This window comes from Serpentinicella alkaliphila (assembly GCF_018141405.1).
Classification (GTDB): Bacteria; Bacillota; Clostridia; order Peptostreptococcales; family Natronincolaceae; genus Serpentinicella; species Serpentinicella alkaliphila.
This window is the reverse complement of record NZ_CP058648.1, coordinates 840,528-857,506: the sequence shown is the minus strand read 5'-3', so window position 1 is coordinate 857,506 and position 16,979 is coordinate 840,528. Positions and strand designations below refer to the sequence as shown.

Genomic DNA, 16,979 nt, shown 5'->3' with positions numbered 1-16,979 from the left:
GAGTATGTACCTTTAATAAGGGGTATGGTATAATACAAGTATTGTGAATCATTAACATAAATATATAATTTTCGATGAATAATCGATCAAGGAGGAGAATTGTAGCTTTATGCCATTAGAAGTAGGAGTTATAGTCGAAGGCACTGTGTCAGGAATAACAAACTTTGGAGCTTTTGTTGAACTAGGAGAAGGTAAAACTGGTTTAGTTCACATCTCAGAGGTTGCAGATGATTACGTAAAAAACATTAGAGAGTACTTACAAGATAAGCAAAAGGTGAAAGTAAAAGTACTTTCAATTAATCCTGACGGTAAAATAAGTCTATCCATTAGACAGGCAGCTCTACCTAAAAAGAAGTCGACTAAGCCGACAGAAGTTGATTGGGGAAGCCTAGGCAACAACAGTCATGGTGGTTCTTTTGAAGACAAAATGAGCAGATTTATGAAGGATAGCGAAGAAAAGATGCAAGTTATAAGAAATAAAAATAAAGCTAGTGGTGGCGGTGGCCGTAGAAGTAATGGTCATGCTAATAAAAAGAATGTTTAGTAATATGTAAATTCAAGCCGGGATATATAATTCCCGGTTTTATTATTTTTTGTATTATTTATTTTAAATTATAAAAATAGTATATATGTTTTTTAAACATAATTATGATTAAAAACGTTCATCAAAGAGTAGCATTAGTCGTCAAAAAACATAGGTATTTTTATATAAAACTTTCTAAATTAATAAAATATATTAGTAAGTAGGTATATATTTGCATGTTATTGTCTAATAAACCTGTATATTTGTCAAAAATTTTTAAATAGTTGTCCCCTATCTATGACAAAAAAATCTAAGCTACCTTGATAAAATAGCCTTACACTCTTTACAACAATTTAATAGGGGGGATTAAAATGCCGAGCAGATCAACGGTATTAACATTCAAGGAACGGCAGGAGCCAAAAAAAGAGAATAGGCAATTTATTTTTATTAAAAACAAGAATCTTCTTCTTTTGCATTCAGTAGCTTTTCTAATGAGTAGAGTAGCATTATTACAAAACCTTAACCCTTTTGGAATAGGGTTTTATGCTACCCTATTATTTAAAGATAAAAGCCTTGCATTAGCAGGTCCCTTGGCACTACTGGGCATAGTTTCAGTTAGAGGGATAAATCATAGCATACCATATGCTATATCTATTGGCATTATATATTTATTGTTGTATCATGTATTTGATATGCGAAAAACGAAAGTAATGAAGCTGGCTTTTTTAAGTGCACTAACGCACATTACTGTAATGACCATATTTGCCTTGTTTAAAACATTTTATATATATGATTTATTAATGACCTGTTTCGAGGGTACTGTAATTTTTGTTACAGTCGTAATATCGAACTACGCTATACCTATTTCTCTTCAAAAAACAAATAGAAAAATATTATCAACAGAGGAAATAATTTGTTCAGCAATTATTACTGCCCTATGTTTAGCAGGCATCAATGAAGTAAGTATAGTTGGTATTTCTATTAAAAATGTGGCTGGCATACTAATTACTATGCTATTCGCTTATAACGGTGGAGCAGCTGTAGGGGCTTCTGTGGGTATAATTTTAGGTTTAATTTCTAGTATGACATTTGGTAAGATCCCACCAGTTATAATTGGAATTTACGGATTTTCAGGACTACTATCCGGTACCTTTAAGGAACTAGGTAAAATAGGCTCTGCCATTGGATTTATACTAGGTAATGTAATATTAACATTCTATATTAATGGATATTATGAAGTGTTCATCCAACTGAGAGAAATATTTGTAGCATTTGTACTATTTCTATTTATACCCATGGGGTGGATGGAGTATATATCAAGATTTTGCAATCCAGTGGCTGGAAAGCTCTACTCTGACAGAACCTATAGTGAAAGAATAAAAGATTTACTACATGATAGAATACATAGCTTTGCAATGACATATAACGAACTTTCTGCAACCTTTGAAGAAATTATTGATGAGGAAGAGGGTTTTAACCAAGAGGAATTATCGAGATTAATAGAAGAGGTCGCAAATCACTCCTGCTCTACCTGTGGGATGAAAAGAAATTGTTGGGATAGAAACTTTAATAGTACATTTCAAAGGATGAGAGATTTACTAGTAATGATAGAAACCCAGGGATTTATAGAATTTTCATCTTTACCGAAGGAAATGCAAAAACAGTGTATTAGGCCAAATAGTATTATACAAAAGATGGTCCATCTTTATGAGCTAAACCACCTTAATATTACCTGGAAAAAAAGGATGGGGGAAGGACGAAAGCTTGTTGGAGAGCAGCTAAAAGGAGTGTCCCAAACTTTAAGTGCTTTAGCTAATCGTATAAATGAAAATATAACCTTTGATACGGAGTTGGAAGATACTCTGTATGTAGCCTTAGACCAGGCTGGGTTGGCTGTTAAAAAACTAATGGTAACAAATAGTGAAAGTGGTACATTAGAAATTATTTTAGAGAAAAAGCCCTGCTTTAATAGGGAGAGCTGTACTGAAAGATATATTCCGGTAATTTCTAAAGCCTTAGGAACTAATTTAGTTAGAAAATCTAAAGGCTGCCAAGTGGAGGATAAGGCTGGATGCAGATTTACATTAGTTGAGGCTAATGTTTTTGAGGCTACAACTAAAGTTGCTGAAATAAGTAAAGGGGGAAATAGATTTTCAGGGGATAGTTACTCATACATTAATATTGGAGACAATCAATATATGATGGCTATAAGCGATGGTATGGGAACCGGAGAGAAGGCGTATAGGCAATCAAGTGCAACTATAACTATGCTTGAAAAGATGATGGAAGCCGGCTTTGATAAAGAAATGACTATAAAGACAATTAACTCTATGTTAATTTTGAAGTCTTCAAAAGAAATGTTTTCTACGGTTGATTTAGCCTTAGTAGATTTACATAAAGGGAATATAGATTTTATAAAAATTGGGACTGCACCATCATTTATTAAAAGAAAAGATGGATCAATTGAGAGAATTATATCCTCTACTCTACCAGTGGGAATAGTTCAGGATATTGATATAGAGCTATCTAGTAAAAAGGTGGATGATGGAGACTTTGTTGTAATGGTATCTGATGGTATTTTAGAGGTAAATAAGGGAGAAGGGGAAGAATGGTTTATAAATCTACTAAGTAATTGTGATACAAGGAACCCTCAATTTTTGGCAGATGAAATTTTAAAGAAAGCCTTACAATTCACAGGAAATGAGCCTCATGATGATATGACAGTTATGGTAACGAAAATATGGAAAACCGCCAATTGATTGGCGGTTTTTTTAAAATTGTGGTAAGATATGAACTAGTGTCATTAGAAACTTAAATTAAAGGGGTGTACTTAGTGAAAACAAGGGAATTTACTAAGGAAGAGGCTATAGAACTATTTGAAGCAGCTAAAGGATTAAATAAAATTAAGCCATCGGAATGGATAGAAGAAAATGAGGTGTTTGGAATTAAACTTCCTAACCAGAAAGGTATACTATTCTGTTCTGTATTAGGCAAGAATAAGGAAGCCTATGGGATTGAACTGTATGAGGGTGCTCATGGTATAGAAAGCTATTTCAAATTAGTAAGTAAAAGATATGATTTAGAGGAAGAAAAAATATATATTAAAAAATGCATAAGACTAACCTTTGAAGATAGGAAGGCTATTTCTAAGGATGATTATGAACTAATTAAGCTATCAGAAGTTATATTCAGGGGTAAAAACCAATGGCCAAAATTTGAATATTTAGAGCCGGGTTTTGTTCCTAGAGGCTTAACAACAGAGGAACTATTTTTAATGACTGATGCTATAAAAGCAGTGAAGGATTGTTGTCTTTATTTAAAAATTAATAAGGATAAGACTGGCCTAGTAAAGAAGAATAAATGCTATGTAAGGGAATATGATAGTAATAATAATTTCAAAGAGGTAGTAGTTGATATATATGAAGATATTCTAGCGGATTTACATAAGGATAGAGTAATTCCTAAGCTTTATAATGATTTCGATCTAAATAGGTTAAAGAGTATTTCAAGTGTAACCAATAAGTCATGGGAGATTGATTTTTTCTATAGTTTTATACCAGATGGTGGGGAAAACCCATATTATCCAGCAATACTGTTAATTGCTGATGTAGAAAAGGGAGTAATTATTGGTTCGCATACGGCCCATCCAAATAATATGATAGAGGAATTTCAAAGCTTCATTTTATCTTTTATAGATAAAAACAAAGAAATACCAAGTAAAATAACAATGTCAAATATTTATCTGTTAATAAGTCAGGAAGAGCTTTTTAGAGGATTAAATGTTATATTGAGGCCTACTACGAAGCTTAATCTAATCCCAATTATTAAACAGGATTATTTTAAGCTATTAGTTAATAAAAAATTAGTGGAGTATAAAGGCTAAAAGCACTCATATGAGTGCTTTTATTAGTTATAGTAAAAATATAATTGGTTATTTATAGTCTCAAAATCCGAAAAATTTCTATTTCCAGAGTGATAATTATAGTCTAAAATATAGCCCTCTATTCTAGCGTTATTATTTAGTAAGTCTCGAATTGAATAATGCATATCCCTTAGCCAATTTTCAACAGAGCTAGAGCTAACACTGGAGAGAGATCGGTTATGGCTATGTATAACAATTGTTAGCCTATAATTATTGTTACCTAGAGAACTTAGAGATATAGTGTTTGGAAAATCATTAAAATAACTATAATAGTCACGTAGATATCTTTGCATTTCCGAAGTTGTGTATATATAAGGATAATAATCATAAGGATAATCATAATATGAATACCTATAATCCCTATAACCATATTTATACCTATCTAACTCTTTTTCAGTAGCTTTTAGCTTCTTTTCTAGCTCTTCTATTTCTTTATTAAGCTGGTCTATCTTAATTCCTCTTTGTTGTAAAGCCCCGGAATATTGAGCCATACTACCATAAGGGATTCTATTTGTATCAATTTTAAGAGTTTTATTGTCTTCGCTATATGAGGAGCTAAACAGTAAAGCATCGCTTAGGTCATCAATAGGAACATATAGAGTATTATTGTAGAAAAATGGTTCCCTAGGACTTTCTATAATCCTTCCATCAACATTCATTTTGATACCATTAAACCATGCGGTTATTGTTCTACTATAGCTTTGTCCAAAGCTTAAGGAAGAAAAAATAAAAACAAATAATAATGCGAGTATGTAAATTCTTATTTTATTTTCTCTCATATAACACATCTCCTTTCATTAATATAATTATATCGGAAAAATTTGTTAATTTCATTATTTTATTTTGTTAAAATAGTAGTTGAGTTATATGTTATGATTAAGAAATAGATATGAGCTACATAAACATTAAAATGTTAGGGGAAAACATTGGATGAAAATAAATAGTAGACGGTCAAAATTAATATTATTGAGTATTGCCCTATTACTTAGTTTAGCAATAATAATTAACATCGCACTTTCCATAATTACTAAAAATTACGTAAAGGAATTATTAGGAGAAAAGCTACTAAAAACCGGGAAAGTAGTAAACCTTAATATCGATGGGGATAGATTTGAAGGAATCGTATACGAAGGGATTAATAATGAATACTATGAGGAGCTTCGTGTGTATTTAAATGATGTAAGAGAGGAGCTAGGTTTCCTTTATGTTTATACGGAATCTGATATTAAGGATGGGAATAACATCTATGTTGTAGATGGCTATCCTATGGATAGTGAATTTTTTTCACCCTATGGAACTGTAGAAAATAATGACTACAATAAAGAGTTAAATCAGAAGTATAATGATGCGTTAAAACTAGGTATTGCTAGCTACACCAATATATTATTAGCAGATGATTGGGGTTGGGTCATGACAGCAAATATCCCTATTATAAACTCTAGGGGAGAGATCGTTGGAGTTTTAGGTATTGACTACTCTGCTGATAAAATATATGGCAGAGTTATAAAGATAATGACTTGGATTAAAGCTGCTATTTATTTAACAACGTTAATAATAATTGCTATATCTATCAAATATATTTCGGAAATAATTAGCCATCAGCATAGCTACGAAAAGAAGCTTATTAAAGCAAAAGCAGATGCGGAAGCGGCTAACATAGCTAAAAGTCAATTTTTAGCTAATATGAGCCATGAAATTAGAACGCCTATGAATGGAATTTTAGGTATGACACAATTGACACTGGCCACTGATCTAAATAGTGAACAAAGAGAAAATCTAGAAATAGTTCAAAAGTCCACTTACTCTCTTTTAAGAATTATTGATGATATATTAGACTATTCCAAAATTGAAGCTGGAAAAGTAACGATAGAAAATAGTTCATTTAATTTAACAGAGCATATAAGTGAAGTGGTTGAACTATATAAAAATATGGCTAAGGAGAAGGGTATAGAGCTTCTATTAGAAATTGACTCAACAACCCCAGAAATAGTTTATGGGGACTCTTTAAGGGTTAGACAGATTTTATCAAACCTAATAACAAATGCCATTAAATTTACTAACGAAGGAAAAGTAACGGTGTATGTTGAAGGACAAGGACTAAATGAACATGATACCTATATAAAAGTTGATGTTAGGGATACGGGAATTGGGATACCAAAGGACAAGCTAGGTCTTTTATTTAATAGATTTTATCAAGTGGAGGAACCCTATGGGAAAAAATACGAAGGTACTGGCTTAGGATTAGCTATTTCGAAAAAGTTAGTCGAACTTATGGGTGGCAACATGTCGGTTGAAAGTATTGAAGGTGCCGGCAGTTGCTTTTCATTTACATTTATAGTGAAACTTAAAAGCAAAAACTTAAGCTCTGAACAAGCTAAAGATATAGACCATAGGGAAATAAATAACTCAAATATATATGAACAAAGAAAAGTGCTTATTGCTGAAGACGATGGAACTAATAGATATCTAATAGAAAAAATACTAACCTTTTTAAAAATAGAATATGTGGCTGTAGAAAATGGAGAAGAGGCACTTTATATTTTGAAGGGTCAAAGATTTAATTTAATTTTAATGGATATACAAATGCCACTTTTGGATGGAATCGAAGCAACTAAAAAAATAAGAGAAGCGGGTATTAAGACTCCAATTATTGGGGTATCTGCCTGGACATTAGAGGAGGACAAAATGAGGTGCATGGATGCAGGTATGAATGATTTCATATCAAAACCACTAAATATTGAGGAGCTTAAGGAAAAAGTATATGTGTGGATGGATTAAATATTAACTATAGTAAGGAGTTTAAGGGCAGTCTTCGGACTGCCTGTTTAATTATTACAAAAGTATTTTTAATTTATCTATTGCATTTAAATAAAAATATAGTAAAATATTAACAATTGGTATGACCAGTTAACGAATTGTTTTTTAGGAGGAAAAAAACTTGAATCACTATTGGTATAAACAAATAGTTGAAAAATTACCTTTAGCCTGTGGCTGTTTTAAAATTATATGTGACAAAGATAATATACCCTATGATTATGAAGTGCTTAATATAAACTCTGCTTTTGAACAATTAACATCTCTGAAGAAAGAGGATATTTTAGGAAAGAGTGCATTAGAGTTATCACTTCTAAAGAATAAATATGATGTAAGTTTAATCAGAATATTTGGAGATGTAGCCTTAAATGGTATAGAGCTAGAAGTAGTTAACTATATGGAGTTATTAAAAGGGACTTACAAAATAAAGGTCTTTTCTCCTGAGAAATATTATTTCATCACAATAATATCTGAGAAGGATAATGGAGTTACATGCAATGCGGAGAAGGGAGAATTCCTCAATAGAATTGATGAACTAGAAAAGTTTTTTGAGCTAAATTTAGACCTCTTATGTATAGCAGATATAAAGGGGAATTTCCTTAAGGTTAATAAAGCATGGGAAGAAGTATTAGGTTATTCTACTTATGAGCTAGAAAATAGTAATTTTTTTGAATTTATTCATCCAGAGGATATGGAAGCAACCTTAAGCGTATTATTAAAATTAGAAAAACATGAGCATGTTTTAAACTTTGTTAATAGATATAGATGTAAGGATGGCTCATATAAATATATTGAATGGCGCTCTTACCCATACGGTAAATATATTTATGCTGCTGCTAGAGATATTACAGATAAGGCTAATGAAAGAATTGCCTTAGAAAAAATGGTCAATATTGCTGAGGACTATCTAAAATATTATGGAAATGATTTAGATTACAATAAGGCTGCAGAGGATATTTTGCAAATAAGTGGTGCGAAGTATGCAATGATAAATTTATACGACCAAGGTGATAGTTCATTTACAACGGTTGCTGTTACAGGAACATATAGATTCGAAAGCAAGCTTAAGAATATATTAGGATATAACCTAATAGGCAAAAAGTGGCTACACAATGAGTCGCTAATAGAGAAAATTAAGAATGAAAGAGTAACAAAATTTGATTCCCTTAGTAAAATAACTGAGGATTTAATACCAGAGAAAGTTTTTAAACTACTCGAGAGAATCTTTAATATTGGTGAAACCATAGTAATAAAACTTATGCAAAATGATGTGATGGTAGGGGATTTCATTCTTATTATGGAAAATGGAAAAAAGTTTACTAAGGAAAGTTTAGTAGAGCTATATTCTAAACAATATTCTATACTGATCGCTCGTATTAAAGCAGAAAAAGAACTCAAGGAAAGTCAAGAAAGACTTAGTCAAATAATTGAAGCTACAAATGTGGGGACATGGGAATGGGATGTAGAAAAAGATGAAACTATTATAAACGAAGTATGGGCACAGATAATAGGATATACCCTAGAAGAAATAACACGCCCAGTAAATACAAACTACTGGAGAAGTATTATACATCCGGAGGATATAGAAAGAGCAACGGAACAATTAAAAATGGTTTTTTCTAAAGAAAAGGAAAACTATGAAACTGAATTTAGAGCTAAACACAAAGATGGGAGCTTTAGATGGATACATTCAAGGGGAAAGGTTGTTAACTGGTCCTCAGATGGAAGTCCATTACAAATGTATGGTACTCATACAGATATTACTCAGAAAAAAGAAATGGAAATTGCACTACAAAATTCTTATAACCTTATGAATTATGTAATAGAACATAATAGATGTGCAGTGGCTATACATGATTTAGATTTAAAGTATATTTATGTAAGCGAGAAGTATTTGGATGATTTTAGGTTAGAAAAAAATATTATTGGTAAACATTTGCATGAAGGATTCCCTAGAATACCGAAAAAATGGCAGGCTGTTTGTCAAAGAGCAATAAGCGGAAAAATATTAACTGGTGATGATGACCCTTATGTACATGAAGACGGTACTTTTGATTGGACTAAATGGGAATGTAGGCCATGGTATAAACCTGATAAATCAATAGGCGGTATTATCGTATACTCAGAACTGATTACTGAACGAAGAAATAAAGAGTTAGAAATAGTAAAGGCAAAGGAGCAGGCAGAGGCAGCCAATATAGCCAAAAGTAAATTTTTAGCAAATATGTCCCATGAAATTAGAACACCCTTAAATGGAATTATGGGTATGCTCCAACTCCTTCAATTAACAGAATTAAATGAAGAGCAGTTAGAATTTATTAGAATATGTAAAACTTCTTCTGATGTACTTTTGAAGGTAGTAAATGATATTCTCGATTATTCTAAAATTGAGTCTGGACATTTAGAATTGGAAAAAAAGGAGCTAAACATTCGTGAAATTATTTATGAAGTAAAAACTATGTTTATGCCCTCTCTTCAAAATAAGGATAATACCTTCAATCTATTTGTTGATGAAAGAATACCGATAGTTTTGCTAGGGGATGCCTTTAGATTAAGACAGGTATTATATAATATTATAGGAAATGCGGTTAAGTTTACTACTAATGGTGAAATTAGCATATCCGTATCCTTAATAGAAGAAATTAATGAAAATTCACTACTTCTAGGTTTTTCGATAAAAGACACTGGCAGAGGTATTCCTGAGGATAAGTTAGAACAAATTTTTGATAGCTTTAATCAAGCGGATAGTTCGATAACAAGAGTTCATGGGGGTACTGGCCTAGGACTATCTATAACCAGAGGGTTAATTGAAAAAATGAAGGGTGAAATATGGGTAAGTAGTGTTGTGGGTGAGGGAAGTAATTTCAAGTTTACTTGCCTGTTAGAAGTTACAAATACAAATATGAATAAATCAGATCATATAAGCAAAAACATAAAATTAAAGAATGGAAGTTTTAATATTTTAGTTGTTGAAAATGACCAGGGAAGCAGAATTGTAATGGAAAGGTTTGCAAAGCAAAATGCTTGGAATATAGTTATTGTTAAAAATGGAAAAGAAGCTGTAGATGCCTATAGATCTAATAGCTTTGACTTAATACTTATGGATATTCAGATGCCCGTACTAAACGGATATCAAGCTACTGAAATAATAAGGGAGTTTGAAAAATTCATTGGAAGGTATACCCCTATTATTGCAATGACTGCATATGCTTTAAATGGTGATAGGGAAAGATGTATAGAAGCAGGAATGGATGATTATTTGAAGAAACCCCTAGATATGAAAGAGCTGTATTTAACGGTTAACAGATGGATAGAAAAGTCAAAATAAATAATATTTAATAATTCTTTAGCCCTTAGGGCTATTTTTTTTACATTTTTTTCGACATATTTCATTTTGTTTACATTTACGTTAAGAAACAAAGTGTGTGCAAATGCTGTGGTATAATGTAAGTAATTTACCAATATATACATGTGAATATAATTGGTAAATTTGTCGATATATTTCTTGAGTGGAATAATTGTGAGTTTTTATTAATTATTTAACATATTTGATAAAGAGTGGGGGACTGATTATGGCAAAAAGCATTAAAAGGCATTTAAGTTGTTTTATAGTATTTGTTTTACTTTTAAACCTATTCCCTAGTGGATTATTTTTAAAGGCGGAGGCGTCACCCAACAATTCCGTTACAATAACAAATACCTATGTTAATCTTCTTAAGTCTCAGAAGACTATTATTATTAGAGATGATGAAATGATAGGACTTACAAATAAGAAGTTGACTGTTATGCTTGTTAACAATACATTTCAAAATGTTACAAATATTCAAATATTTGAACCAGATATTATTCAAGCTACAATACCTCCAGAGTGGAATATAGCAATGGCCAGGGTAACTGGAAATAACTCTGATGGAGATCTTATAACTATTGATTTTGACGGTATAAATGAGGGGAGTCTGCCACAAATAACTTCTGTTGTTACACCAGTAAATCAAGGGGACCCAATAATTGCAAACGGAACTGGACTTAATGCAATTGCTGGCACAGGATATACTGTAACCGTAGGGGGAGTACCTGCAAACGTTAATGGGAGTGTTTTAAACCAAGTTAGTCTTTCAAGTGTAGGTTCCGGTGGGTTTCACCAAGGAGAGCAGGATATTGTTGTTACACATAATAAACAAGTTACTGGAGCAAAGAACTATACATTACAAAATATATTTGAATATAAAAGGGCTGTAAGGGTAGTTGGTAAATTAGATTTAGACGGAATAAAAATGTTTCCTACTATGGGGGAGCCTGGTAGTGAAATAAGGTTTACGAGAAATGATCTAGCAAACTATGATATTTATTTTATTAGGGATTTAAATAATCCAACCTTTACTCAACAAAATAAAGCTACAAATGTGAGTGTTACACAATCTGCTACTGTTAGTGGAGAAACTGTCATAACTGCTAAAGTACCTAACGTACTGGTGGGGCCGTACCATATTGTTTTCACAAATGTGGGGGATATAAATGTTAGATATGTAATGCCAGATCAGCAATTTAGAGTTATTACAATTCAGGAAAAGCCAACAATATCAAGTGTTACCCCTAGCTCCACACCGTCTATGACACCTACAAAGGTTGATATATATGGTTACTACTTATCAAAACATAATATTTCTGGTTTCAAACCAGATAATCAGTGGAATAAAGATATGATATCCATAGAAAATGGAAAGCTATCCATTAATTATGGTGAAGGAGATTTGACTCTAGGAGATCAAGATAATTTAAAATACCGTGTCGAGGTTATACGAGAATTTGAAATATATATAGGTAATGCATTACCCGTGTTAGAAGTTGATATGGAAGATGATAATGGAATACAAAGAATAAGAGTAGAGACTATATCTGAGGCCTTAACTCAAGTCGAAGAACGAGACGTTATAGTTAGGATGGAGACAAAGATAATTTCTAAAGGAACTCCAGTATTTAATGGAGTAATGTTTAGAGAAATTATAAGGCCAAATGCATTTAGGTTTTTACCTGCAACTGAAATACCAACAGTCACATCTGTAACCCCAAAGATTATCCCAATTCAAGGGCCAGGTACAGACACCCTACATTATATTAACAGCTCAATTGATGAATTACATTTAGCAATTATAGGCAGTAAATTTTTAGTTACTAGGTATTTAGTTGGTCAGGATGAAAAGGTAAATATGCCTATAATTAATATAGGTGGAGAAGAAATACGAATGGACCATCCTAATTTGATAGGTTATGAGATATTAAACGATGGGGTTTTAGTTAATGGAACTGAAAATAACGAAATAGGTAATACTATTTTACTTAAGTTTAGAACTGGGCCTAATGGATTTAAAATATCTAAGCCGGAACACAGACATATTATAATTACCAACCCTATAAGAAAAAGTAATTCACCTTCAGATCCAAGAAGATTTGATGATGTTGTAGAGTTTAAAAATATTTCACAAAATGATTTTCCTGTTATTCAAAATGTACATCCTAACTTTGTAGCAATAGAAGGTGGGGATGATATCGTAGTAACTGGAAGCAACCTAAGATCCGGGGCAAAGGTATTTATAGAAAATAAAGAGGTTACTGGAGTAACTATTTCAGGAGATAATACTAGAATTACCTTTAAGGCACCTAAAGGGTCTAGAGCAGCAACAACACAGTTACAGGTAGTTAATCCTAATGGGGGTATAGGGACTTATCCTTTCATTTATACAACTACATATACTTCTCCAAAACTAACACTAATAAACCCAACTGAGGGAACTATAGGCACAATTGTTACTGCAAAGGGAGAAAGTTTTCTGAAGCCAGACCCAACTGTTGTTACAGAGAATATTACGACCTTAGGTGGAGCTGAGATTTATCGTTTAATTGGTACTAGAGTGCTACTAGATGGAAGAGACATAAATGATTACAATATGGTAGGTAATTATATTAGAATGACGCCTTTCGTACATGGATATGAAATCGCACCATTGGTTTTTAGAAATGTAAAGGAAAATATATTCGAATGGCGTAATGATATAAAAGAGATCGAGCTTGGAGAAAGCTTTAATAATGCTGTTTTATTTGATGAAACTAGTAAAAAGTTCTACACTTTGACTAGAAATGCTAGTAACGAGTTTGCTATCGAAGATGGCTTAGGTAATAACTATAAGGTTGAATATGTAGACGGAGGATTTAGGGCAATCTTAAGTGGGAATGTATTTCCTATTAGTTTTCCAAATAGAGGTAGAATGACCATTGGAAGTATTACATTTACGGCATATACTCCATATTTGATTGAAAGAAAAGCTGACGGATTTGATTATATTACTGGAAACAGAGTCCAATTTGTAGATAGCAGAACATTACTGTTTACTATACCTAAATTACCTGTGGATGGAACTTATGATGTTACAATAATAAATCCTGATACAAAAAGGCAAACCTTAAAAAATGCTTTCCGTTACTATGGAGATCCAATAGTAATTCCTAGGGTAAGTGATATAGTTCCTAATCAGGGACCTGATAAGGGTGGGAACATTATAACTATATATAATGACCCTACACCAATTGATGGAAAGCCAAGTCGGTTTGAGGAATACGAAAATGATAAGATTAAGGTGTTTATTGGTGGACAAAGGGTACCTAACAATAACGTTACAGTGTCACCTAATGGCCGGGAACTAACAGTAGTAGTACCTCCGCATCCAGACAACATAAAAAATATGGGATTAGATAGAATTACTGTCCCTATAGTTTTAGTAAACCCAAATGGGGGATCCTTTAATATTTCATATAGTGAACCGATAATTGTTGACAGTAAGGCTATAAGAGGATATACATACGTAGTTCCAACTAGTAATCCAACAATAACAAGAATTTCACCTACTACTGGACCTGTAAATGGTGGTAATATCGTAGAGATTTTTGGTAGTGATTTTAGGGTTTATGAGAACGGTGAAATTTTACCAGAAGTATATTTTGGGACAAATAAGGCTCAGATAGAACATTATTCGCCAGGGTATATGCAGGTTAAGGTGCCGACCGGCACAGGTGTTGTAGATGTATTTGTAATAAATAATGATGCAGGCATGTCAAATAAAATAAAATATACATACAGAGCTTCAACTCCTACAATAAGAAGTGTTTTGCCAGGTACAGGTAATAGAATAGGCGGAGATTTAATTGAAATAGAGGGGACTGGATTTGAACAAGGGGAAATTACAATACTCAATCCTTCAGGAAACTCAGCTGTTAAAATAATGCCTTTAGTTAAGTTTGCCAATAGAACAAATAAAGATGTAAAGAGAGAAGAAGAAAATTCAGGAGTAATATATGGTGGAACCACTGTAAGCCTAGCTGGTGGAGTAACAGTTACCTATACGTCGAGTAACGAAGCTTTAACCGTATCTATTAGAGATAGGGGGAAGGACTATAGACGCACCTTTACAGGGGTTGGGCCTGAGCCAGTTTTCATTAATACTAGAGATTTACAAACTAGCGATAATGAGGCTTACCCATATGAAGAATTAATTCAATTCAGAATAGTAGATAATAGATTAATTGTAGATGGTGGATACTCACCAGATACAATTTTAAGAAGTGAGAGACAGATTACAGCAAGAATACCATTCTATCATACGGTCGGTAAAGTAGACCTATACGTAATTAACCCGGATAGTGGACAGGCTAAATCTAGCTTTGATTACAGAAACCCTGACAGCAGACCTACTATTACTAATATCTTAAGAGATGGTAGGGAACCTGAAGTTCAACAAAGAAATGGTTATATAGGCAATATCAAAGTTGTTAAAGTCAACCACAAGGGTGGAAATGTGATAGAAATTGAAGGAACTGATTTTAGACAAGGGGCGAGAGTTCAAGTTTCAAATTTAACAACTGTAAATCATCCAAATCTTAAATTTGATAGTAATACAAAACTTAGCTTTACTATGCCAGCCGTACCGGAATCTAACGTAGGTACATTGCACCGACTAATTGCTCTTAATGAAGATGGTGGAGTGGCAACGTCAGATCAAGCAACACCACCAATATATATAGAATTTATAAAGGGAGAATCTGCTCCGAGGATTGATAAAATTACTCCTGACAAAGGTCCAGCCTCAGGTGGGACTAGAGTAAAAATTGAAGGACAGGACTTTAGAAGGACTATGGATGGCTTTGATGGAAACACATTAAGTGTTCTATTTGGTGGGGCAAGAGTAGAGTTTAGTGAAAGCAATAACAATATTGAGTATATTGACTATAAAACTATATTTGTTAGAGTTCCTGCAAGTACAAATACAGGACAAGTTGATGTGCGGTTAGAAAATCCTGATGGTGAGTTATCAAATGCTGGAAAGTTCACCTATATAAGCAAACCTGTAATTACAAATATAACACCTGATAAGATATTTAGAAATGATAATAAAACAGAAGTTCAAATAACAGGAAATTCGTTTATGTCAGGTGCAAAAGTAGTAGTAGGTGGTCAGGTTATAGCCGAAAACGATGTTAAGGCAGGAATGGAAGTTAGAGGCAAAGGTATATCTGGGGTAAATAGTAGTGGTGACAATATTAATGTAGCAGTTGTAGGTGGAATTGAGCCAGCTTCAATTACTGTAAAAGATAATAACACTATAATTGTTAAATTTAATGTAACTGATAAGGAATTAGAGGCAACAAACGTTATTGTTATAAATCCTGATGGGGGAATATCGGATCCGTATAATAACTTTAAATATGAAATCCCAGTTCCAGATAAACCATTAGTATTAGAGGCTATACCAGGGTTTGAATCGACAATGAAATTAATGTGGTCTAAGTCGAATCCAGAAATATTAAACGCATCAGATAGATACGAAATATATGCAAAGAGACAGTCAGACAATCAATACTCTTTTGTTGGGGTAACGAAAGAAGCGGAATTCCTAATAAGAGGGTTACAGCCGGGGACAATGTATAACTTTAGAGTTAGAGCATTAAATTCCTATGGTGCGGCAGTTGAACTGGCAGATGCTTCAGCAAGAACGTTAAATGAAAATCAGGACCATAAGCTAAGGGAAAAGCAAGAGGAACTAGAGAAACAGCAGCAGCAACAAAATAGAAATGGTAAAGAAGAGCTTATAGACGGAAGAGCAGTTAGAACTGTAGGAACCCAGGAATTCCCTAGACTTATTGATTTTACCTTAAGTAAATATAAGGAGCAGAATAAGTTTACAGTAGCAATACCGTTATCTATTATTGAAAATTATCCTGGAGATATAACTATAAGAGATTCAGAGGCTACATTTAAATTTAGACCTAGGGATTTATATACTAGAGAAGTTATTTCTGTCCCTAGAAGTTCAATGGATGATGCCTTTGTAAGAGTTAATTTTGAACCTGCAAATAGTAATGCTGTTTCAACGGCAGTTCAAAGAACACAGCTGCAGGCATCTAGTTCATATGATTTAACCTTTGAGCTACAGGTTGGTAGAAATATTACAGCTATTAATCCAGTACTTAGGGATGCAACCTTAGGGTTAAGATTTGATAGCAGGGCGTACCCTAGGGTAGATGGAAGTAAAATATTTTTCGGGAAATATAATACATCAAGAAATGAGTTTATACCAGTTAATAGACAGGTAACAGCAGGGATTACGGAAAGAGGAAGATATATGTTAGTTGCTAACAGATAGGTACCGTATTTTAAGGATAGGAGCGATT

Annotated in this window: 7 protein-coding genes; 6 read left to right on the top strand and 1 reads right to left on the bottom strand. The window is 32.9% G+C overall.

From position 1 onward, the window contains the following. The first annotated feature begins 109 nt into the window (after positions 1 to 109). The 3 genes from HZR23_RS04220 to HZR23_RS04210 all read left to right on the top strand — a co-directional run bounded on the left by HZR23_RS04220 (position 110) and on the right by HZR23_RS04210 (position 4,406). Positions 110 to 544: a S1 domain-containing RNA-binding protein gene (locus HZR23_RS04220; RefSeq protein ID WP_132849054.1), complete on the top strand. Its 435-nt coding sequence runs from the start codon at positions 110 to 112 to the stop codon at positions 542 to 544. Between the two features lie 350 nt (positions 545 to 894). After that, positions 895 to 3,282 (top strand): stage II sporulation protein E, encoded by a 2,388-nt coding sequence (gene spoIIE, locus HZR23_RS04215; RefSeq protein WP_132849055.1) that lies wholly within the window; start codon positions 895 to 897, stop codon positions 3,280 to 3,282. 74 nt (positions 3,283 to 3,356) lie between these two features. Further along, positions 3,357 to 4,406, top strand: coding sequence for a DUF7309 domain-containing protein (locus HZR23_RS04210; RefSeq protein WP_132849056.1), 1,050 nt, complete (start codon positions 3,357 to 3,359; stop codon positions 4,404 to 4,406). Between the two features lie 23 nt (positions 4,407 to 4,429). Here the strand turns inward: HZR23_RS04210 and HZR23_RS04205 are convergent, their stop codons facing one another. Next, on the bottom strand, positions 4,430 to 5,224 hold the full coding sequence (locus HZR23_RS04205) for a hypothetical protein (protein ID WP_132849057.1): 795 nt from the start codon (positions 5,222 to 5,224) through the stop codon (positions 4,430 to 4,432). A gap of 151 nt (positions 5,225 to 5,375) precedes the next feature. On the opposite strand from HZR23_RS04205, the gene HZR23_RS04200 reads away from it, so the two are divergent. From HZR23_RS04200 to HZR23_RS04190, 3 genes are all read left to right on the top strand, one after another. Then, the gene (locus HZR23_RS04200) at positions 5,376 to 7,223 is read left to right on the top strand and encodes an ATP-binding protein (protein ID WP_132849058.1); all 1,848 of its coding nucleotides are present in this window, start codon (positions 5,376 to 5,378) and stop codon (positions 7,221 to 7,223) included. A gap of 160 nt (positions 7,224 to 7,383) precedes the next feature. Then, positions 7,384 to 10,587, top strand: a complete 3,204-nt coding sequence (locus HZR23_RS04195) for a PAS domain S-box protein (protein WP_132849059.1) — start codon at positions 7,384 to 7,386, stop codon at positions 10,585 to 10,587. A 244-nt stretch (positions 10,588 to 10,831) separates the two neighbouring features. Beyond that, positions 10,832 to 16,951, top strand: a complete 6,120-nt coding sequence (locus HZR23_RS04190; RefSeq protein WP_132849060.1) for an IPT/TIG domain-containing protein — start codon at positions 10,832 to 10,834, stop codon at positions 16,949 to 16,951. Positions 16,952 to 16,979: the final 28 nt, after the last annotated feature.

Excerpts from the sequence above, each read along its gene's own strand:
- HZR23_RS04205 (WP_132849057.1), bottom strand. The coding sequence starts at position 5,224 with ATGAGAGAAAATAAAATAAGAATTTACATACTCGCATTATTATTTGTT.
- HZR23_RS04220 (WP_132849054.1), top strand. The coding sequence starts at position 110 with ATGCCATTAGAAGTAGGAGTTATAGTCGAAGGCACTGTGTCAGGAATA.
- HZR23_RS04190 (WP_132849060.1), top strand. The coding sequence starts at position 10,832 with ATGGCAAAAAGCATTAAAAGGCATTTAAGTTGTTTTATAGTATTTGTT.
- HZR23_RS04200 (WP_132849058.1), top strand. The coding sequence starts at position 5,376 with ATGAAAATAAATAGTAGACGGTCAAAATTAATATTATTGAGTATTGCC.
- spoIIE (WP_132849055.1), top strand. The coding sequence starts at position 895 with ATGCCGAGCAGATCAACGGTATTAACATTCAAGGAACGGCAGGAGCCA.